Annotated in this window: 16 protein-coding genes; 1 reads left to right on the top strand and 15 read right to left on the bottom strand. The window is 66.4% G+C overall.

Annotation, left to right across the window (positions count from 1 at the left end; translation table 11 throughout):
• Nucleotides 1-9 precede the first annotated feature (9 nt).
• From rplW to rpoB, 10 genes are all read right to left on the bottom strand, one after another.
• Nucleotides 10-312 carry a 50S ribosomal protein L23 gene (gene rplW, locus E2170_RS11280; protein ID WP_133000737.1) on the bottom strand — a complete coding sequence of 101 codons (303 nt, stop codon included), beginning with the start codon at nucleotides 310-312 and terminating at the stop codon, nucleotides 10-12.
• Nucleotides 309-914: a 50S ribosomal protein L4 gene (rplD, locus tag E2170_RS11275; protein ID WP_133000736.1), complete on the bottom strand. Its 606-nt coding sequence runs from the start codon at nucleotides 912-914 to the stop codon at nucleotides 309-311. The genes rplW and rplD overlap by 4 nt, the downstream gene beginning before the upstream one ends.
• 12 nt (nucleotides 915-926) lie before the next feature.
• Nucleotides 927-1,580, bottom strand: coding sequence for a 50S ribosomal protein L3 (gene rplC / locus E2170_RS11270; RefSeq protein WP_133000735.1), 654 nt, complete (start codon nucleotides 1,578-1,580; stop codon nucleotides 927-929).
• A 10-nt stretch (nucleotides 1,581-1,590) separates the two neighbouring features.
• A complete protein-coding gene (rpsJ, locus tag E2170_RS11265) occupies nucleotides 1,591-1,902 on the bottom strand; it encodes a 30S ribosomal protein S10 (RefSeq protein ID WP_024891232.1) in 312 nt (103 codons plus the stop codon).
• A gap of 477 nt (nucleotides 1,903-2,379) precedes the next feature.
• Nucleotides 2,380-3,570, bottom strand: a complete 1,191-nt coding sequence (tuf, locus tag E2170_RS11260) for an elongation factor Tu (protein WP_133000722.1) — start codon at nucleotides 3,568-3,570, stop codon at nucleotides 2,380-2,382.
• Nucleotides 3,571-3,622: 52 nt separating this feature from the next.
• The gene (fusA, locus tag E2170_RS11255) at nucleotides 3,623-5,719 is read right to left on the bottom strand and encodes an elongation factor G (protein WP_133000734.1); all 2,097 of its coding nucleotides are present in this window, start codon (nucleotides 5,717-5,719) and stop codon (nucleotides 3,623-3,625) included.
• A gap of 129 nt (nucleotides 5,720-5,848) precedes the next feature.
• A complete protein-coding gene (gene rpsG, locus E2170_RS11250; RefSeq protein WP_133000733.1) occupies nucleotides 5,849-6,316 on the bottom strand; it encodes a 30S ribosomal protein S7 in 468 nt (155 codons plus the stop codon).
• Nucleotides 6,317-6,367: 51 nt separating this feature from the next.
• Nucleotides 6,368-6,742 (bottom strand): 30S ribosomal protein S12, encoded by a 375-nt coding sequence (gene rpsL / locus E2170_RS11245; protein WP_133000732.1) that lies wholly within the window; start codon nucleotides 6,740-6,742, stop codon nucleotides 6,368-6,370.
• A gap of 353 nt (nucleotides 6,743-7,095) precedes the next feature.
• Nucleotides 7,096-11,340, bottom strand: coding sequence for a DNA-directed RNA polymerase subunit beta' (gene rpoC / locus E2170_RS11240; protein WP_133000731.1), 4,245 nt, complete (start codon nucleotides 11,338-11,340; stop codon nucleotides 7,096-7,098).
• 89 nt (nucleotides 11,341-11,429) lie between these two features.
• Nucleotides 11,430-15,587, bottom strand: coding sequence for a DNA-directed RNA polymerase subunit beta (gene rpoB, locus E2170_RS11235; protein ID WP_133000730.1), 4,158 nt, complete (start codon nucleotides 15,585-15,587; stop codon nucleotides 11,430-11,432).
• Between rpoB and E2170_RS11230 the strand changes: the two genes are divergently transcribed.
• Nucleotides 15,565-15,825 carry a hypothetical protein gene (locus tag E2170_RS11230; RefSeq protein WP_133000729.1) on the top strand — a complete coding sequence of 87 codons (261 nt, stop codon included), beginning with the start codon at nucleotides 15,565-15,567 and terminating at the stop codon, nucleotides 15,823-15,825. The two genes, rpoB and E2170_RS11230, sit on opposite strands and share 23 nt — an antisense overlap.
• Here the strand turns inward: E2170_RS11230 and rplL are convergent.
• The 5 genes from rplL to nusG form a co-directional block, all read right to left on the bottom strand.
• Nucleotides 15,818-16,192, bottom strand: coding sequence for a 50S ribosomal protein L7/L12 (rplL, locus tag E2170_RS11225; RefSeq protein WP_133000728.1), 375 nt, complete (start codon nucleotides 16,190-16,192; stop codon nucleotides 15,818-15,820). The genes E2170_RS11230 and rplL overlap by 8 nt on opposite strands.
• A 69-nt stretch (nucleotides 16,193-16,261) precedes the next feature.
• A complete protein-coding gene (rplJ, locus tag E2170_RS11220) occupies nucleotides 16,262-16,786 on the bottom strand; it encodes a 50S ribosomal protein L10 (protein ID WP_133000727.1) in 525 nt (174 codons plus the stop codon).
• A 343-nt stretch (nucleotides 16,787-17,129) separates the two neighbouring features.
• Complete coding sequence (rplA, locus tag E2170_RS11215; RefSeq protein ID WP_133000726.1) at nucleotides 17,130-17,828, bottom strand: 50S ribosomal protein L1; 699 nt, start codon at nucleotides 17,826-17,828, stop codon at nucleotides 17,130-17,132.
• Between the two features lie 4 nt (nucleotides 17,829-17,832).
• The gene (gene rplK, locus E2170_RS11210) at nucleotides 17,833-18,261 is read right to left on the bottom strand and encodes a 50S ribosomal protein L11 (protein ID WP_133000725.1); all 429 of its coding nucleotides are present in this window, start codon (nucleotides 18,259-18,261) and stop codon (nucleotides 17,833-17,835) included.
• A 183-nt stretch (nucleotides 18,262-18,444) separates the two neighbouring features.
• Nucleotides 18,445-19,017, bottom strand: coding sequence for a transcription termination/antitermination protein NusG (gene nusG, locus E2170_RS11205; RefSeq protein WP_133000724.1), 573 nt, complete (start codon nucleotides 19,015-19,017; stop codon nucleotides 18,445-18,447).
• Between the last annotated feature and the right edge of the window lie 8 nt (nucleotides 19,018-19,025).

Here is a 19,025-nt window from a genome sequence, read left to right as displayed (position 1 = left end):
GGGGCTTCCTCAGGCCTTGGCGTTCATGACGTCGATGGACTGGCCGTCGGCGAGCTTCACGTAGGCCTTGCGCCAGTCGCCACGGCGACCCGCGCGGTTGCGGAAGGACTTGGTCTTGCCCTTCACGTTGACCACGTTCACAGCCTCGACCTTGACGTCGAACAGCTTCTCGACCGCGTACTTGATGTCGGCCTTGGTGGCGTCGGTCGACACTTCGAACGCGTACTGGTTGGACACTTCCTGCAGGCGCGCGGTCTTCTCGGACACGCGCGGCGCACGGATCAGCGCATAGAGCTTGGCGTCGTTGATCATGCCAGCCACTCCTCGATCTTCTTCAGGGCATCGGTGGTGACCAGCACGCTGTCGGCACCGACCAGCGAAACCGGGTCCAGGCCCTGCACGTCGCGGATCTCGACGTAAGGCAGGTTGCGCGCCGACAGGTACAGGTGCTCCGAGGCGTCCTCGGTGACGATCAGCGGGCGACGACCGAGGTCGAAGCCCTTCAGCTTCTCGACCAGGCCGCTGGTCTTCGTCTCTTCGACGTCGAAGGTCTCGACGACCTGCAGGCGGCCCTGGCGGTTGAGTTCGGACAGGATCGCCGACATCGCCGCGCGGTACATCTTGCGATTGACCTTCTGCTCGAAGCTGCGCGGCTTGGCCGCGAAGGTCACGCCGCCGCCGACGAAGATCGGGGCCGTCAGGGCGCCATGACGCGCGCCGCCGCCCTTCTGCTTCTTCGACTTCTTGGTCGTGCCGTTGACTTCCGAACGGGTCTTCTGCGCCTTGGTGCCGGCGCGGCCGGCGTTGCGGTACGCGACCACGACCTGGTGGACCAGGTCCCGGTTGAACTCGCGGCCGAACACCACGTCGGAGACCGACATCTTGTTGTTGCTACCGGTGATAGAGAGTTCCATCGCCATCTCTCCTTATGCCTTGCTCGCGGGACGCACGATCACGTCTCCGCCCGGCGCGCCCGGAACCGCACCCTTCACGGCGATCAGGCCGCGCTCGGCGTCGACCCGGACCACCTCGAGGTTCTGCGTGCTCTGGCGCACGGCGCCCATGTGGCCGGACATCTTCTTGCCCGGGAACACGCGGCCCGGCGTCTGGCGCTGGCCGATCGAACCCGGCGAACGGTGCGACAGCGAGTTGCCGTGCGTCGCGTCGCCCATGCTGAAGTTCCAGCGCTTGATCGTGCCCTGGAAGCCCTTGCCCTTGGTCACGCCCTGGACGTCGACCATCTGGCCGACCTCGAAGATGTCGGCCTTGATCTCGCCGCCCACCTCGAAGCCACCGACCTGGTCGTCGGCCACGCGGAGTTCCCACAGGCCACGGCCCGCTTCGACCTTGGCCTTGGCCAGATGGCCAGCCTCGGGCTTGTTCACCAGCACGGCGCGCTTGCTGCCGACGGCGACCTGCACGGCGCTGTAGCCGTCGGTCTCGGTGGTTTTCACCTGGGTGATGCGGTTCGGGGTGGCTTCGATCAGGGTCACCGGGATGGACTGGCCGTCCTCGGTGAACACCCGGCTCATGCCGGCCTTGCGACCGACGATTCCCAGCGAATGCTTCTTCGCAGTCATGTCAGTGGCCTCAGGTCAGCTTGATCTGGACGTCGACGCCAGCCGCGAGCTCGAGCTTCATCAGCGCGTCCACGGTCTTGTCGTTGGGGTCGACGATGTCGAGCACGCGCTTGTGCGTGCGGGTTTCGTACTGGTCACGCGCATCCTTGTCGACGTGCGGCGACGTCAGGATGGTGTAACGCTCGATCTTGGTCGGCAGGGGGATCGGGCCGCGCACCTGGGCGCCCGTCCGCTTGGCCGTTTCGACGATCTCGCTGGCCGAACGGTCGATCAGTCGATGATCGAACGCCTTCAGCCGGATCCGGATCTTTTGGTCCGCCATGACGGAATTCCTTCGTTAAAAGAGCGACGGGCCCGCGGCTGGGTGCGCGAAACCCCTGTGGATTCAATGATTTCCGGAGCCCGAAACCCTGCGCGCCGGAAACCTTCCCTGCAAAAAACGAGGCAGGCCGGTTACCCGGCCCGCCCAGACGGAGAAGCGAACGCGACGATTCCCCTGGTTCGTCGTGTCCCGAAAAGCTTCGGAACGAACCGGGGTACTGCCGCGCGACATGTTCCCTGTCTGGCGAAAACGAGGTGCGTCCTGCCCCTCATTTCGCGGTTCCGGCGGAGATCCAAGGACATCCGCCGAAGTGGTCATCGATTATAGCGGGCTTCCAGGACAAAGCGCAACACCCCGGACCCCAATAAGCCGTCAGCGTGAGCTGATGGCCCCGTTGGCGTTATCTGGACCGCCCAGAGGCGGTCCGGATAAACGGCAACCCGTATCACGGCGGCAACGCCGCCGGGATACGCCGTTTTACTTGTTGATCTTGGCGACGACGCCGGCGCCGACCGTGCGGCCACCCTCGCGGATCGCGAAGCGCAGGCCCTCGTCCATCGCGATCGGGTTGATCAGCGACACCGACATCTTCACGTTGTCGCCCGGCATCACCATCTCCACGCCTTCCGGCAGCTCCACCGCACCCGTGATGTCGGTCGTGCGGAAGTAGAACTGCGGACGGTAGCCCTTGAAGAACGGCGTGTGACGGCCACCCTCGTCCTTCGACAGCACGTACACCTCGGCCTCGAAGTCCGTGTGCGGCGAGATCGAACCCGGCTTGCACAGCACCTGGCCGCGCTCCACGTCGTCACGCTTCGTGCCGCGCAGCAGCAGGCCCGCGTTGTCGCCCGCCTGGCCCTGGTCCAGCAGCTTGCGGAACATCTCGACGCCGGTCACCGTCGTCTTCTGGGTCGGGCGGATACCGACGATCTCGATCTCCTCGCCCACCTTGATCACGCCGCGCTCGATGCGGCCGGTCACCACGGTGCCGCGGCCCGAGATCGAGAACACGTCTTCCACCGGCATCAGGAAGGTCTTGTCGACGTCACGCTCCGGCTCCGGAATCCAGGTGTCCAGCGCTTCCACCAGCTTGATGATCGCCGGCACGCCGATGTCCGACTGGTCGCCTTCCAGCGCCTTCAGCGCCGAACCGTGCACGATCGGGGTGTCGTCGCCCGGGAAGTCGTACTTCGACAGCAGCTCGCGGACTTCCATCTCCACCAGTTCCAGCAGCTCCGCGTCGTCCACCATGTCCGCCTTGTTCAGGAAGACCACGATGTACGGCACGCCCACCTGGCGGGCCAGCAGGATGTGCTCGCGCGTCTGCGGCATCGGGCCGTCGGCGGCCGAGCACACCAGGATCGCGCCGTCCATCTGCGCCGCACCCGTGATCATGTTCTTCACGTAGTCGGCGTGGCCCGGGCAGTCCACGTGCGCGTAGTGGCGCGTCGGGCTCTCGTATTCCACGTGCGAGGTCGAGATCGTGATGCCGCGCGCCTTCTCTTCCGGCGCCTTGTCGATCGCGTCGTAGGCGTGGAACTCGCCGCCGAAACGCTCCGCACCGATCTTCGTCAGCGCCGCCGTCAGCGTCGTCTTGCCGTGGTCCACGTGACCGATCGTGCCCACGTTCACGTGGGGCTTGGTGCGCTCGAACTTACCCTTGGCCATGATTGCAGTCTCTTCGAAAGTTGGTTGGTCTGGTTGCCGTCGCCGGCGCCGCTTACTTCTTCTTCACCACTTCGTCGACGATGTTCGCCGGCGCGTCCGCGTAGTGGTCGAACTCCATGGTGAAGGTCGCGCGGCCCTGCGACATCGAGCGCAGGCTGGTGGCGTAGCCGAACATCTCGCCCAGCGGGATCATCGCGTTGATGATCTTGCCCGACGGGCTGTCGTCCTGGCCCTGGAGGATGCCGCGACGACGGCTCACGTCGCCCATCACGTCACCCAGGTAGTCCTCGGGGGTGACGATCTCGACCTTCATGATCGGCTCGAGCAGGACCGGGCCGGCCTTGCCGAAGCCTTCCTTGAAGCCCATCGAACCGGCGATCTTGAACGCCATTTCCGACGAGTCGACCTCGTGGTACGAACCGTCGAACAGCTTCACCTTGACGTCCACGATCGGATAGCCGGCGAGGATGCCGTTGGCCATCGCTTCCTGGATGCCCTTGTCGACGGCCGGGATGTATTCCTTCGGCACGACGCCGCCGACGATCGCGTTCTCGAACTCGTAGCCGGTACCGGCTTCCTGCGGCGAGATCTCCAGCCACACGTGGCCGAACTGGCCCTTGCCGCCCGACTGGCGCACGAACTTGCCTTCGGACTTGACCGTCTTGCGGATGGTCTCGCGGTAGGCGACCTGCGGCTTGCCGACGTTGGCCTCGACGTTGAACTCGCGCTTCATGCGGTCGACGATGATGTCCAGGTGCAGCTCGCCCATGCCGGCGATGATGGTCTGGCCCGATTCCTCGTCGGTGCGCACGCGGAAGGAGGGATCCTCCTGCGCCAGGCGGCCCAGGGCGATGCCCATCTTCTCCTGGTCGGACTTGGTCTTCGGCTCGACGGCCATCGAGATCACCGGCTCCGGGAAGCTCATGCGCTCGAGCACGATCGGGGCGTCGAGGGCGCACAGGGTGTCACCGGTGGTGACGTCCTTCAGGCCCACGGCCGAAGCGATGTCACCGGCCAGCACTTCCTTGATCTCTTCGCGGTTGTTCGAGTGCATCTGCAGCAGGCGGCCGATGCGCTCCTTCTTGCCCTTGACCGAGTTCAGCACCTGGTCGCCGGCGTTGAGCTTGCCGGAGTAGACGCGGAAGAAGGTCAGCGAGCCCACGAAGGGGTCGGTGATGATCTTGAACGCCAGCGCGGAGAACGGTGCGTTGTCGGCGGACTCGCGGCTGAGCTCCTTCGACTCGTCGTCGACGTCGGTACCGCGCACGGCCGGCACGTCCACCGGCGACGGCAGCAGCTGCACCACGCCGTCGAGCATGGCCTGGACGCCCTTGTTCTTGAACGCGGTGCCACAGAACATCGGCACGATCTCGGTCGCGAGCGTGCGCGCGCGCAGGCCGGCGATGACCTCTTCCTCGGAGAGCTCACCGCTCTCGAGGTACTTGTCCATCAGCTCTTCGGTGGCCTCGGCGGCCGACTCGATCATGAACGCACGGGCCTCGTTGGCCTGCTCGACCAGGTCGGCGGGGATGTCGCGGTACTCGAAGTTCAGGCCCTGGCTGGCGGTATCCCAGTGGATCGCCTTCATCTTCAGCAGGTCGACCACGCCCTCGAAGCCGTCTTCGGCGCCGATCGGCACCTGCATCGGCACAGGGAACGCGCCCAGGCGCGACTTCAGCTGGTCGCGGACCTTGACGAAGTTGGCGCCGGTGCGGTCCATCTTGTTGACGAACGCGATGCGCGGCACTTTGTACTTGTTGGCCTGGCGCCACACGGTCTCGGACTGCGGCTGCACGCCACCCACGGCGCAGAGCACGAACACGGCACCGTCGAGCACGCGCAGGCTGCGCTCCACCTCGATGGTGAAGTCGACGTGCCCGGGGGTGTCGATGATGTTGAAGCGGTGCTCGGGCAGGGTCTTGTCCATGCCCTTCCAGAACGCGGTGGTGGCCGCCGACTGGATCGTGATGCCGCGCTCCTGCTCCTGCTCCATCCAGTCCATGGTGGCGGCGCCGTCGTGCACTTCGCCGATCTTGTGGCTCTTGCCGGTATAGAACAGGATGCGCTCGGACGTGGTGGTCTTGCCGGCATCGATGTGGGCCATGATGCCGAAGTTGCGGTAGCGGTCGATCGGAGTGGTGCGGGCCACGGCTGTCTCTCTAGTCATTTGTCCACCGGAGCGGACGTGCGGAATGGGTTCCGGATGGCCGAATGCCGCCCTGCGGCGGCACCCGGCTACGCGATCATCTGGCCGGCGCCTGGCGCCGGCCGGGCGCCGTTACCAGCGGTAGTGCGCGAAGGCCTTGTTGGCCTCGGCCATGCGGTGGGTCTCTTCGCGCTTCTTGATCGCGCCACCGCGGTTCTCGGAGGCGTCGATCAGCTCGGCAGCGAGCTTGCGCGGCATGCTGTTCTCGCCGCGCTTGCGCGCGGAGTCGATCAGCCAGCGCATCGCCAGCGCCATGCGGCGGGAAGCGCGCACCTCGACCGGCACCTGGTAGGTGGCGCCGCCGACGCGGCGGGACTTCACCTCGACCGACGGCGAGATGTTGCCCAGCGCCTTCTCGACGACTTCCAGCGGGTTCGGGTTCTTCTCGCCGATGACGTCCATGGCGCCGTACACGATCTTCTCGGCGACCGACTTCTTGCCGCTGTACATCACCATGTTGATGAAGCGCGCGATGGTCTCGCTGCCGTGCTTCGGGTCGGGCAGCACCGAACGCTGCGGGGTGTTTCCTTTACGCGACATTGTTCTTGAGCCTTTTCAGTAACTGTTCGAAGGGCGGGAAAGGGACTGAAATCAGCCCTTCGGACGCTTGGCGCCGTACTTGGAACGGGCCTGCTTGCGCTTGGCGACGCCGGCGGCGTCGAGCGAACCACGCACGGTGTGGTAGCGCACGCCCGGGAGATCCTTCACTCGGCCGCCGCGGATCAGCACCACCGAGTGCTCCTGCAGGTTGTGGCCTTCGCCACCGATGTAGGAGATGACCTCGTAGCCGTTGGTCAGGCGCACCTTGGCGACCTTGCGCAGGGCCGAGTTCGGCTTCTTCGGGGTGGTGGTGTACACGCGGGTGCACACGCCGCGACGCTGCGGGCAGTCCTGCAGCGCGGGCGAGTTGCTCTTGTAGGTTTCCGGGCTGCGCGGCTTGCGCACCAGCTGGTTGATCGTTGCCATCGTGTCGGTCTTCTGCTCCGGGCACGCGGCCCGCTGTTTGTGTGTAACGGGCCTGGGCCCGGCTCTGGTGGCACGCCGCGGGGCGTACCGGCCGCACGGTCCAGGTTCCGTGCGCGAAAACGAAGGCAGGCGGAGTCTACCCAGCCTGCCGAGACGGAAAAGTATAGCTTGCGCCGACGACCAGCGTCAACGCAGCCAGGACCCGGCAGGCGGCAGCCCCCGTCACCGGGGGTGGCCTGGGCCACGGTCATCTTTCCCGCCCTTCCTGGGCCGAACACGAGGCGCCTCCATGGCACCTCATTTCGGGATCTGGGACGGCCCCCGCGGGGACCGTCACTGACGGTGGAACGGTATTACTCGGCCGCTTCGTCGGCCTGGGCGGCGTCGCCACCCTCGACCTGCGCCGCCTCGAGGGCGGGCTCTTCGGCCACGGCGACCCCGGACAGGGCCTCCATCTCCGACTCGGTCAGCCCGGAGGCGTTCTTGCGGCGCTGCGTATGGTACGCCAGACCGGTGCCCGCCGGAATCAGGCGGCCGACGATCACGTTCTCCTTCAGGCCGCGCAGGCTGTCGCGGGTACCGCGCACGGCGGCCTCGGTCAGCACGCGGGTGGTCTCCTGGAAGGAGGCCGCGGAGATGAACGACTCGGTCGCCAGCGAGGCCTTGGTGATGCCCAGCAGCACCGGGTCGAAGTGGACCGGCAGCTCGCCCTTGGCGTTGAGCTTCTCGTTCTCCTCGATCACGCGCTGGCGCTCGGCCTGCTCGCCGTTGAGGAAGCGGCCGCCGCCGGCGTCGGTGATCTCGACCTTGCGCAGCATCTGGCGGACGATCACCTCGATGTGCTTGTCGTTGATCTTCACGCCCTGCAGGCGGTAGACGTCCTGGATTTCCTTGGTCAGATACGACGCCAGCTCCTCGACGCCCTTCAGGCGCAGGATGTCCTGCGGGCTCGGCTCGCCGTCCACCACGGTCTCGCCCTTCTCCACGTGCTCGCCCTCGAACACGATGATCTGGCGGTACTTCGGGATCAGCTCCTCGTGGTCCTCGCCATCCGCGCCCTTGATGATCAGGCGCTGCTTGCCCTTGGTGTCCTTGCCGAAGCTGACCACGCCGGACTTCTCGGCCAGGATCGCCGGATCCTTCGGCTTGCGGGCTTCGAACAGGTCGGCCACGCGCGGCAGACCACCGGTGATGTCACGGGTCTTCGACGCTTCCTGCGGGATCTTGGCGACCACGTCGCCCACGCCCACGGTGGCGCCGTCCTGCATGTTCACGATCGAACGCGGCGGCAGCAGGTACTGCGCCGGCAGGTCGGTGCCCGGGATGTTGAGGTCCTCGCCGGTCTTGGCGTCGACGATGCGGATCAGCGGGCGCAGGTCCTTGCCCTGCGAGCCGCGGCGCTTGGGATCGGTGATCTCGCGCGAGGCCAGGCCGGTCAGCTCGTCGGTCTTCTCGATGACGGTGATGCCGTCGACGAAGTCGATGAAGCGCACCACGCCCTTCACTTCCGACACGATCGGGTGGTTGTGCGGATCCCAGGTCGCGACCGTCTGGCCGGCCTTGACCGCCATGCCGTCCTTCGCGTTGATGGTGGCGCCGTAGGGCAGCTTGTAGCGCTCGCGCTCGCGGCCGTGCTGGTCGAGCACGGAGATCTCGCCCGAACGCGACACGCCGACCAGGTGGCCGTCGGCATGCGACACCGACTTGACGTTGTTGAACTTCACCGAACCGGTGGTCTTCACCGTCACGTTGTCGATCGCCGCCGCACGCGAGGCCGCACCACCGATGTGGAAGGTACGCATGGTCAGCTGGGTGCCGGGCTCGCCGATCGACTGCGCGGCGACCACGCCCACGGCCTCGCCGAGGTTGACCAGGTGGCCACGGCCCAGGTCGCGGCCGTAGCAGTGCGCGCAGACGCCGAAGGACGATTCGCAGGTGATGGTCGAGCGGACCTTGATGGTCTGCACGCCGGCGTCCTCGAGCTTCTGCACCCAGGCTTCGTCGAGCAGGGTGTTGCGGGTGACGACCGGATCCTCGTCGTCGCCGGGCAGGAACACGTCCTCGGCCACGATGCGGCCGAGCACGCGATCCTTCAGCGGCTCGACCACGTCGCCGCCCTCCACGATCGGGGTCATGGTCAGGCCGTCATGGGTGCCGCAGTCGGTCTCGGTGATCACCACGTCCTGGGCGACGTCGACCAGGCGGCGGGTGAGGTAACCCGAGTTCGCGGTCTTCAGCGCGGTGTCCGCGAGACCCTTTCGGGCGCCGTGGGTCGAGATGAAGTACTGCTGGACGTTCAGGCCCTCGCGGAAGTTCGAGGTGATCGGGGTCTCAATGATCGAGCCGTCCGGCTTGGCCATCAGGCCGCGCATGCCGGCCAGCTGGCGGATCTGCGCCTGCGAACCACGGGCGCCGGAGTCGGCCATGATGTAGACCGAGTTCATCGACTTCTGCTCGACCTTCTCGCCCTTGGCGTTGGTCACGACCTCGGTACCGATGGTCTTCATCATCGCCTGGGCGACGCGCTCGTTGGTGCGCGACCAGATGTCGACCACCTTGTTGTAGCGCTCGCCGGCGGTGACCAGGCCCGACTGGTACTGCTGCTGGATCTCCAGCACCTCGGCCTCGGCCTCGGCGAGGATGCCCTTCTTCTCGTCGGGGATGATCATATCGTCGATGCCGATCGACACGCCGGCGCGCGTGGCGTACGCGAAACCGGTGTACATCAGCTTGTCGGCGAACACGACCGTGTCCTTCAGGCCGAGCTGGCGGTAGCAGGAGTTGATCAGGCGGCTGATGTTCTTCTTGGTCAGCTCGACGTTGGCCAGCGCGAAGGGCAGGCCCTCGGGCAGGATCTCGGCCAGCAGGGCGCGACCGACCGTGGTGTCCACGATCGAGGTCTTCTTCTGGCGGTTGCCTTCCTCGTCGATCACCGTCTCGGTGATGCGGACCTTGGCCTTGGCGTGCAGGCCGGCGACCTTGTTGTCGTAGGCGCGCTTGACCTCGGCGACGTTCGCGAACGCCATGCCCTCGCCCGGGGTGTTCTCGAGCGCGCGGGTCATGTAGTACAGGCCCAGCACCACGTCCTGCGACGGCACGATGATCGGCTCGCCGTTGGCGGGCGACAGGATGTTGTTCGACGACATCATCAGCGCGCGCGCCTCCAGCTGGGCCTCGAGGCTCAGCGGGACGTGCACGGCCATCTGGTCACCGTCGAAGTCGGCGTTGAACGCGGTGCAGACCAGCGGGTGCAGCTGGATCGCCTTGCCCTCGATCAGCACCGGCTCGAACGCCTGGATGCCCAGGCGGTGCAGCGTCGGCGCGCGGTTCAGCAGCACCGGGTGCTCGCGGATCACCTCTTCGAGGATGTCCCACACCTCGGCCTCTTCGCGCTCGACCAGCTTCTTGGCGGCCTTGATGGTCGTGGCCAGGCCACGGCGCTGCAGCTTGGCGAAGATGAAGGGCTTGAACAGCTCCAGCGCCATCTTCTTCGGCAGGCCGCACTCGTGCAGGCGCAGGGTCGGGCCGACCACGATGACCGAACGGCCCGAGTAGTCGACGCGCTTGCCGAGCAGGTTCTGGCGGAAGCGGCCCTGCTTGCCCTTGATCATGTCGGCCAGCGACTTGAGGGGGCGCTTGTTGGTGCCGGTGATGGCGCGGCCGCGGCGGCCGTTGTCCATCAGCGCGTCCACCGACTCCTGCAGCATGCGCTTCTCGTTGCGCACGATGATATCGGGCGCGTTGAGCTCGAGCAGGCGGCGCAGGCGGTTGTTGCGGTTGATGACGCGGCGGTACAGGTCGTTCAGGTCGGAGGTCGCGAAGCGGCCACCGTCCAGCGGAACCAGCGGGCGCAGGTCCGGCGGCAGCACCGGCAGCACGGTCATCACCATCCACTCGGGGCGGTTGCCCGACTCGAGGAAGGCCTCGACCAGCTTGATGCGCTTGGTGAGGCGCTTGAGCTTGGTCTCGGAGCCGGTGGCGGCGATCTCTTCCTTCAGGCGCACCATCTCGGCCTGCAGGTCGATCGTGCGCAGCAGGTCGAACACGGCCTCGGCGCCCATCGCGGCGTCGAAGTCGTCGCCGTGCTCCTGGCGCATCTGCATGTACTGCTCTTCATTGAGCAGCTGGCCGCGCTCCATCGGGGTCAGGCCCGGCTCCGTGACCACGAAGGCCTCGAAGTACAGGATGCGCTCGATGTCGCGCAGGGTCATGTCCAGCATCAGGCCGATGCGCGAAGGCAGCGACTTGAGGAACCAGATGTGCGCGGTCGGGCTGGCCAGGTCGATATGGCCCATGCGCTCGCGGCGCACCTTGGCGAGCGTCACCTCGGTGCCGCACTTCTCGCAGACCACGCCGCGGTGCTTCATGCGCTTGTACTTGCCGCACAGGCACTCGTAGTCCTTCACCGGCCCGAAGATGGCGGCGCAGAACAGGCCGTCGCGCTCGGGCTTGAAGGTGCGGTAGTTGATGGTCTCGGGCTTCTTCACTTCGCCGAACGACCACGAACGGATCAGGTCGGGCGAGGCAAGCGCGATCTTGATCGCGTCGAAGTCGAGCGTCGGGCGCTGCTGGTTGAACAGGTTCAGAAGGTCTTTCATGTCTTTCTCCGGGAACGGGAATCGGGGACGTGGCGTTGGTGCTCACCGGTGGCGGGCGCGTCGTGCGCGCCCTGCCCCGGCCTGCGTCCTCAGTTCTCTTCCAGCTCCATGTTGATCGCGAGCGAGCGGATTTCCTTGACCAGCACGTTGAAGGACTCGGGCATGCCCGCGACCATCTCGTGTTCGCCGTCGACGATGTTCTTGTACATCTGGTTGCGGCCCTGCACGTCGTCGGACTTCACCGTCAGCATTTCCTGCAGGGTGTAGGCCGCGCCGTAGGCTTCCAGCGCCCAGACTTCCATCTCGCCGAAGCGCTGGCCGCCGAACTGCGCCTTGCCGCCCAGCGGCTGCTGGGTGACGAGCGAGTACGGGCCGGTCGAACGCGCGTGCATCTTGTCGTCGACCAGGTGGTTGAGCTTCAGCATGTGCATGTAGCCCACGGTCACCTTGCGCTCGAAGGCTTCGCCGGTGCGGCCGTCGTACAGCTGGGCCTGGCCGCTGGACGGCAGGTCGGCGAGCTCGAGCATCTGCTTGATCTCGGTCTCGGCCGCGCCGTCGAACACCGGGGTCGCCATCGGCACGCCGCCGGTCAGGTTCTTCGCCAGCTGCAGCAGCTCCTCGTCGGAGAACTGCTTCAGGTCCACGCGCTGCCCGTGCAGCTTGTTGTCGTGGTTGTAGATCTGGTCGAGGAACTTGCGCAGCTCGGCGATCTTGGCCTGCGCCTGCAGCATCTCGTCGATCTTCCGGCCCAGGCCCTTGGCGGCCCAGCCCAGGTGGACTTCGAGGATCTGGCCGATGTTCATTCGGCTCGGCACGCCCAGCGGGTTGAGCACGATGTCGACGGTCTCGCCGTTGGCCATGTGCGGCATGTCCTGCACCGGCACGATGGTCGACACCACACCCTTGTTGCCGTGGCGGCCGGCCATCTTGTCGCCCGGCTGGATGCGGCGCTTCACGGCCAGGTAGACCTTGACCATCTTCAGCACGCCCGGGGCGAGGTCGTCGCCCTGGGTGATCTTGCCGCGCTTGTCCTGGAAGCGGCGCTCGAATTCCTCCTCGTGCACCTGGATCTGCTTCGCGGCGCGCTCGATCGCGTCGGCAGCGTCGTCGTCCTTCATGCGCAGCTGCAGCCAGTCGGACTTCTTCAGGCCGTCGAGCACCAGCGAGGACACGGTGTCGCCCTTCTTCACGCCCGGGCCGCCGTTGGCGACCTTGCCCAGCAGCTGCTCGCGCAGGCGGGCGTAGATCGCACCCTCGAGGATGCGGAACTGGTCGTCGAAGTCCTTCTTGACGCGCTTGATCTCGTTTTCCTCGATCTGCTTGGCGCGCTTGTCCTTCTCGATGCCGTCGCGGGTGAAGACCTGCACGTCGATGACGGTGCCGTCCATGCCCGGGGGCACGCGCAGCGAGCTGTCCTTAACGTCGGAGGCCTTCTCGCCGAAGATCGCGCGCAGCAGCTTCTCCTCGGGGGTCAGCTGGCTCTCGCCCTTCGGCGTGACCTTGCCCACCAGGATGTCGCCAGCGCGGACCTCGGCGCCGATGTACACCACGCCCGACTCGTCGAGGCGGTTGAGCGCCTGCTCGGAGACGTTCGGGATGTCGGCGGAGATTTCCTCCGGCCCGAGCTTGGTGTCGCGGGCGACCGCGGTCAGCTCCTCGATGTGGATCGTGGTGTAGCGGTCTTCCTGGACCACCCGCTCCGAGAGCAGGATCGAGTCCTCGAAGTTGTAGCCGTTCCACGGCATGAACGCGACCAGCATGTTCTGGCCGAGCGCCAGCTCGCCGATGTCCGTCGAGGGGCCGTCGGCCAGCACGTCGCCGCGCGCGACCACGTCGCCCACGTTCACCAGCGGAGTCTGGTTGATGCAGGTGTTCTGGTTGGAGCGCGTGTACTTGATCAGGTTGTAGATGTCGACGCCGGCATCGGTCTCGCCGGAAATCTCGTCCTCGAACACCTTGACCACGATGCGGCCGGCGTCGATCTGCTCGATCACGCCGCCGCGGCGCGCATTCACCGTCACGCCCGAGTCGCGCGCGACGGCGCGCTCGATGCCGGTGCCGACCAGCGGCTTCTCGCTCTTCAGCGTCGGCACGGCCTGGCGCTGCATGTTGGCGCCCATCAGCGCACGGTTGGCGTCGTCGTGCTCCAGGAACGGCACCAGCGCCGCCGCCACCGACACGGTCTGCATCGGCGAGACGTCCATGTAGTCGATCTCGCTCGGCGGCTTCAGCAGGTTCTCACCCTGGAAGCGGCAGGCGACGAACTGGGCGGTCAGGTTGCCCTTCTCGTCCTGCGGCGCGCTCACCTGCGCGATGACGTACTCGTTCTCCTCGATCGCCGACAGGTACTCGACGTCGTCGGTGACCTTGCCGTCCACGACCTTGCGGTACGGCGTCTCGAGGAAGCCGTAGCCGTTGGTGCGCGCGAACACGGCCAGCGAGTTGATCAGGCCGATGTTCGGGCCTTCAGGGGTCTCGATGGTGCAGACGCGGCCGTAGTGGGTCGGGTGCACGTCGCGCACTTCGAAGCCGGCGCGCTCGCGGGTCAGGCCGCCCGGGCCGAGCGCCGAGACGCGGCGCTTGTGGGTGACCTCGGACAGCGGGTTGTTCTGGTCCATGAACTGCGACAGCTGCGAGGAGCCGAAGAACTCCTTCACGGCAGCCGCGACCGGCTTGGCGTTGATCAGCTCCTGCGGGGTCAGGCCATCGGCCTCGGCCATGGTCAGGCGCTCGCGCACGGCGCGCTCGACGCGGACCAGGCCCACGCGGAACACGTTCTCGGCCATCTCGCCGACCGAACGCACGCGGCGGTTGCCGAGGTGGTCGATGTCGTCCACCACGCCGCGACCGTTGCGGATCTCGGTCAGCACCTTCAGCACGTCGAGGATGTCGGAGCTGTCGCCGTTGGCCTCGCGCAGGCGGACGGAGTCATCGTCCTTGCGCTCGGCGAAGTAGCGCGCGTCGTACAGCACCGGCGAACCGGTGGTCTCCTTGCGGCCGATGCGGCGGTTGAACTTCATCCGGCCCACGGCCGACAGGTCGTAGCGCTCGAAGGTGAAGAACAGGTTGTGGAACAGGTTCTGCGCGGCGTCCTTGGTCGGCGGCTCGCCGGGACGCATCATGCGGTAGATCTCGACCAGGGCCTCGAGCTGGGTCTTGGTGCCGTCGATGCGCAGGGTGTTGGACAGGTAGGGGCCGCGATCCAGGTCGTTGGTCCAGATCGTGCCGACCGCTTCGATGCCGGCCTTGCGCAGGGCTTCCAGCATCTCGTCGGTGATCTCGTCGTTGGCCGAGGCGATCAGCTCGCCGGTGGCGGCGTCGACGACGTCATGCGACAGCACGCGGCCCACCAGGTAGGCGTCCGGAACGGCCAGGGCCTCGATGCCGGAATCGACCAGCTGCTTGACGTGGCGCGCGGTGATGCGGCGGCCGGCCTCGACGATCACGCGGTCGCCGTCAGCCAGGTCGAAGTCGAGCGTTTCGCCGCGCAGGCGCTCGGGCACCAGCTCGAGCTGCACGCCCTCTTCCGGGTCGATGTGGAAGTGGTTGATCTCGAAGAACTCGTTGAGCATCTCCTCGTTGGAGTAGCCCAGTGCGCGCAGCAGGACGCTGACCGGCAGCTTGCGGCGGCGGTCGATGCGGGTGAACAGCGCGTCCTTCGGGTCGAACTCGAAGTCCAGCCAGGAGCCGCGGTAGGGAATGATGCGGGCCGAGTACAGCAGCTTGCCCGAGCTGTGGGTCTTGCCGCGGTCATGGTCGAAGAACACGCCCGGCGAGCGGTGCAGCTGGGAGACGATGACGCGCTCGGTGCCGTTGACGATGAAGGTGCCGTTGTCGGTCATGAGCGGGATCTCGCCCATGTAGACCTCCTGCTCCTTCACGTACTTGATGGCCTTGGACGACGACTCGCGGTCGTAGATCACCAGGCGCACGGTCACGCGCAGCGGGGCGCCGTAGCTGAGGCCGCGGTTGCGACACTCGCGCTCGTCGAACACCGGGTCGCCGAGCTTGTAGCCGACGTACTCCAGCGCGGCGTAGCCGTTGTAGCTGGTGATGGGGAACACGGACTTGAGGGCGGCGTGCAGGCCGCGGTCGTCGCGACGCGCCGGGTCCTTGTCGGCCTGCAGGAACTCGCGGTACGAGTCGACCTGGATGGCGAGCAGGAACGGAACCTCGAGGATCGAACGGCGCTTGCCGAAGTCCTTGCGGATGCGCTTCTTTTCGGTGAACGAATATGACGTCGTCATGGGGAGCTACCGCCTTTGGCATCTGCGGGCCGCGCGCGGCGCGACCCAGGGGAATTTCATGAACCGCCAGTTGGAAATCGCTGGTATTGCCGGCACCAGCACGCCTTCTCCCGCTATTTCCAACTGCCGACTCGGTGTCGGTTTTCAGGCTTTCTCTACAACGGCCGAAGGCCGGGGGCTTACGCCCCCAGCCTCGGTGGTCGCCGATGACACTGGCGACGCGACAACGCTTACTTGACTTCGACCGTGGCGCCGGCGGCTTCCAGGTCCTTCTTGATCTTCTCGGCGTCTTCCTTCGAAGCGCCTTCCTTGACCAGGCCACCGGCCTCGGTCAGGTCCTTGGCTTCCTTCAGGCCCAGGCCGGTGATCGCGCGGACCACCTTGATGACCTCGACCTTCTTGTCGCCGGCGGACTTCAGGGTCACGTTGAACTCGGTCTGCTCTTCGGCCGGACCGGCGGCGGCGGCGGCCGGGCCAGCGGCCACGGCAACCGGGGCGGCGGCGGACACGCCGAACTTCTCTTCCATCGCCTTGACCAGCTCCATCACCTCGACGAGGGTCTTGCTGCTGATCGCTTCGATGATCTGCTCGTTGGAAAGGGACATCTCGATACCTCTGCTTTATCTAAAGTTGGAAAACGTCTGTGGTCGGTTGTCGACCGAACTGTTGTCGCCTCAAGCCGCCTTCTGCTGGCCGACCGCGTTGGTGACGCGGGCGACCTGCGAGGCCGGCTCGGCCAGCACGCGCACCAGCATGGTGGCGGGCTGGACCATGACGCTGAGCAGCATCGACAGGGCCTGGTCGCGGGTCGGGAGCGAAGCCAGGACATCCACGTGGGTGCCCGGGTACTTCTGCCCGCCGATCGCCACGAGGCGCGGCTTCAGCTTGTCGTTCGCCTTGGCGAACTCCTTGATCAGGCGTCCGGCGGCGCCGGGGTCTTCCTTCGAGAAGGCGTACAGCAGGGGACCGGTCAGCTCGTCCTGGACGACGGCGTAATCGGTGTTCTCCACTGCACGCGAGACCAACGTGTTCTTCGCAACCTTCAGGTACACGCCTTCGGCGCGCGCCTTCTTGCGCATGTTGGTCAGCTGCTCGACGGTCAGGCCCACGTACTCCGCGGCAACCAGCGAATGCGCCGATGCGGCGACCTCGGCCAGTTCGGCAACGACTTCCTTCTTCTGGGTCAGATTAAGAGCCATTGCACTCCTCCGTACTTCGCAATCCGGCCTGGCGCATCCACGCCTGGCCGGTCCTTGTTCGACACCCGTCCCTGGATGCCGGGGACGCCGCAAGCGACATCCCTTTGGTGGCCGTTTTCCGTCTGGATCGATGAAGCCTTGATCTTTGGGAGGGTCGGCAACCATCTGCGCAGGCCCGTCCCCGCTCGCGCGGTTCGAGGATTAAGCGCCCTGCGGCGGCAGCGACGGCGATTCCATGCCAGTTCGAGCATCCCTGCCCGTCGTCGTTGCCACGCAGGCCGCGCCTGCGGTCTTTGACGGCCCCGCGCCGGCTTGCGCCCGCGCGATGCCCTCAAAACCTTGATTACTTGAACGACAGCGTCGACTGGTCCACGGCGACGCCGGGACCCATGGTCGAGCTGACCGAGATCTTCTGCAGGTACTGGCCCTTGGCCGTGGCCGGCTTGGCCTTGACCAGGTCGGCCAGCAGCGCCTGCAGGTTCTCCTTCAGGCGGTCGGACTCGAAGTCCGCCTTGCCGATGGTGCAGTGGATGATGCCGGCCTTGTCGGTGCGGTAGCGGACCTGGCCGCCCTTGGCGTTCTTCACCGCCTCGCCCGGGTTCGGGGAGACCGTGCCGACCTTGGGGTTCGGCATCAGGCCGCGCGGGCCCAGCAGCGTGCCGAGCTTGCCGACCACGCGCATGGCGTCCGGGGTGGCGATCACGACGTCGTAGTTGAGGTCGCCGCCCTGCATCTTCTCGGCCAGGTCGTCCATGCCGACGGCGTCGGCACCGGCGGCCAGGGCCTCCTCGGCCTTGGCGCCCGCGGGGGCGAACACCGCCACGCGCACCGACTTGCCGGTGCCCTGCGGCAGCACGGTCGAGCCGCGGACCTGCTGGTCCGACTTGCGGGCGTCGACGCCCAGGCGCACGGCCACGTCGACGGCTTCGACGAACTTGGCCTTGCTGTTGTCCTTGACGATCTTCAGCGCTTCGTCAATGGCGTAGGCCTTGCCCGGAACGGTCGCGGCCTTGATGTTCTTCTGTCGCTTGGTCTGTGCCATGGTCTCAGCCCTCCACCGTCAGGCCCATCGAACGGGCGGAGCCCGCGATGGTGCGAACCGCCGCGTCCAGGTCGGCCGCGGTCAGGTCGGGTTCCTTCGCCTTCGCGATTTCCTCGAGCTGGGCGCGGGTGACCTTGCCCACCTTCTCGGTGTTCGGGCGCTTGGAGCCGGACTGCACGCCGGTCGCCTTCTTCAGCAGGATCGTCGCGGGCGGCGTCTTGGTGATGAAGGTGAAGGTGCGGTCGGAGTACGCGGTGATCACGGTCGGGATCGGCAGACCCGGCTCGAGCTTCTGCGTGGCGGCATTGAAGGCCTTGCAGAACTCCATGATGTTCAGGCCGCGCTGGCCGAGGGCAGGACCCACCGGCGGCGACGGATTCGCCTGGCCGGCCTTGACCTGCAACTTGATGTAACCGATGACTTTCTTTGCCATTGTCCTCTCCGGGTGCGAACGCCTTTCAGGCTCCCCATCGGGCCGGGAATGAACACGCGTCCCGGTATCGCGTCGTCACGCGCAAAGGCCGCCAGGGCGGCGGCCAATGCGTTTTGCCCGTGTTCCGGGCAGGAAGCCGCGCACTATAGCAGCTTCCGGGGTCTCCGGCCAAGTGGGCCGGGGTCAGGCCTTTTCGACCTGGCCGAATTCCAGCTCGACCGGGGTCGAGCGACCGAAAATGAGCACGGCCACGCGCAGGCGGCTCTTTTCGTAGTTGACTTCCTCGACCACGCCGTTGAAGTCGTTGAAGGGGCCGTCGATGACGCGGACCATCTGGCCGGCCTCGAACAGGACCTTCGGGCGGGGCTTCTCCACGCCTTCCTGGACGCGGGCGAGGATGGCATCGGCCTCGTCGTCGCGGATCGGCAGCGGCTGGGCGGCGGTACCGCCGATGAAGCCCATGACCTTCGGGGTTTCCTTGACCAGGTGCCAGCTCTCGCTGTCGATGCGCGGGATCCCGCCCTCGTCATGGGTGGCGATCTGGACCAGGACGTAGCCGGGGAAGAACTTGCGCTCGGAGCGGCGCTTCTGGCCGGAGCGCATCTCGACCACTTCCTCGGTCGGGACCATCACGTCGCCGAACTTCTCTTCCATGCCCATCCGGGCGATGCGGTCGCGCAGCGCCTGGGCCACCGACTTCTCGAAGCCGGAATAGGCATGAACCACGTACCAGCGCTTGACGATCTCGCTTTCCATCGAACCGG

Origin of the sequence: Luteimonas arsenica, assembly GCF_004352825.1 — a bacterium.
In the GTDB taxonomy this organism is placed as follows: Bacteria; Pseudomonadota; Gammaproteobacteria; order Xanthomonadales; family Xanthomonadaceae; genus Luteimonas; species Luteimonas arsenica.
This window is presented reverse-complemented; position numbering and strand designations above follow the sequence as displayed.

Bases quoted from the DNA above. Each gene is read 5' to 3' on its own strand.
- rplW (WP_133000737.1), bottom strand. From the start codon at position 312: ATGATCAACGACGCCAAGCTCTATGCGCTGATCCGTGCGCCGCGCGTG.
- rplD (WP_133000736.1), bottom strand. From the start codon at position 914: ATGGAACTCTCTATCACCGGTAGCAACAACAAGATGTCGGTCTCCGAC.
- rplC (WP_133000735.1), bottom strand. From the start codon at position 1,580: ATGACTGCGAAGAAGCATTCGCTGGGAATCGTCGGTCGCAAGGCCGGC.
- rpsJ (WP_024891232.1), bottom strand. From the start codon at position 1,902: ATGGCGGACCAAAAGATCCGGATCCGGCTGAAGGCGTTCGATCATCGA.
- tuf (WP_133000722.1), bottom strand. From the start codon at position 3,570: ATGGCCAAGGGTAAGTTCGAGCGCACCAAGCCCCACGTGAACGTGGGC.
- rpsG (WP_133000733.1), bottom strand. From the start codon at position 6,316: ATGTCGCGTAAAGGAAACACCCCGCAGCGTTCGGTGCTGCCCGACCCG.
- rpsL (WP_133000732.1), bottom strand. From the start codon at position 6,742: ATGGCAACGATCAACCAGCTGGTGCGCAAGCCGCGCAGCCCGGAAACC.
- rpoC (WP_133000731.1), bottom strand. From the start codon at position 11,340: ATGAAAGACCTTCTGAACCTGTTCAACCAGCAGCGCCCGACGCTCGAC.
- rpoB (WP_133000730.1), bottom strand. From the start codon at position 15,587: ATGACGACGTCATATTCGTTCACCGAAAAGAAGCGCATCCGCAAGGAC.
- rplL (WP_133000728.1), bottom strand. From the start codon at position 16,192: ATGTCCCTTTCCAACGAGCAGATCATCGAAGCGATCAGCAGCAAGACC.
- rplJ (WP_133000727.1), bottom strand. From the start codon at position 16,786: ATGGCTCTTAATCTGACCCAGAAGAAGGAAGTCGTTGCCGAACTGGCC.
- rplA (WP_133000726.1), bottom strand. From the start codon at position 17,828: ATGGCACAGACCAAGCGACAGAAGAACATCAAGGCCGCGACCGTTCCG.
- rplK (WP_133000725.1), bottom strand. From the start codon at position 18,261: ATGGCAAAGAAAGTCATCGGTTACATCAAGTTGCAGGTCAAGGCCGGC.
- nusG (WP_133000724.1), bottom strand. From the start codon at position 19,017: ATGGAAAGCGAGATCGTCAAGCGCTGGTACGTGGTTCATGCCTATTCC.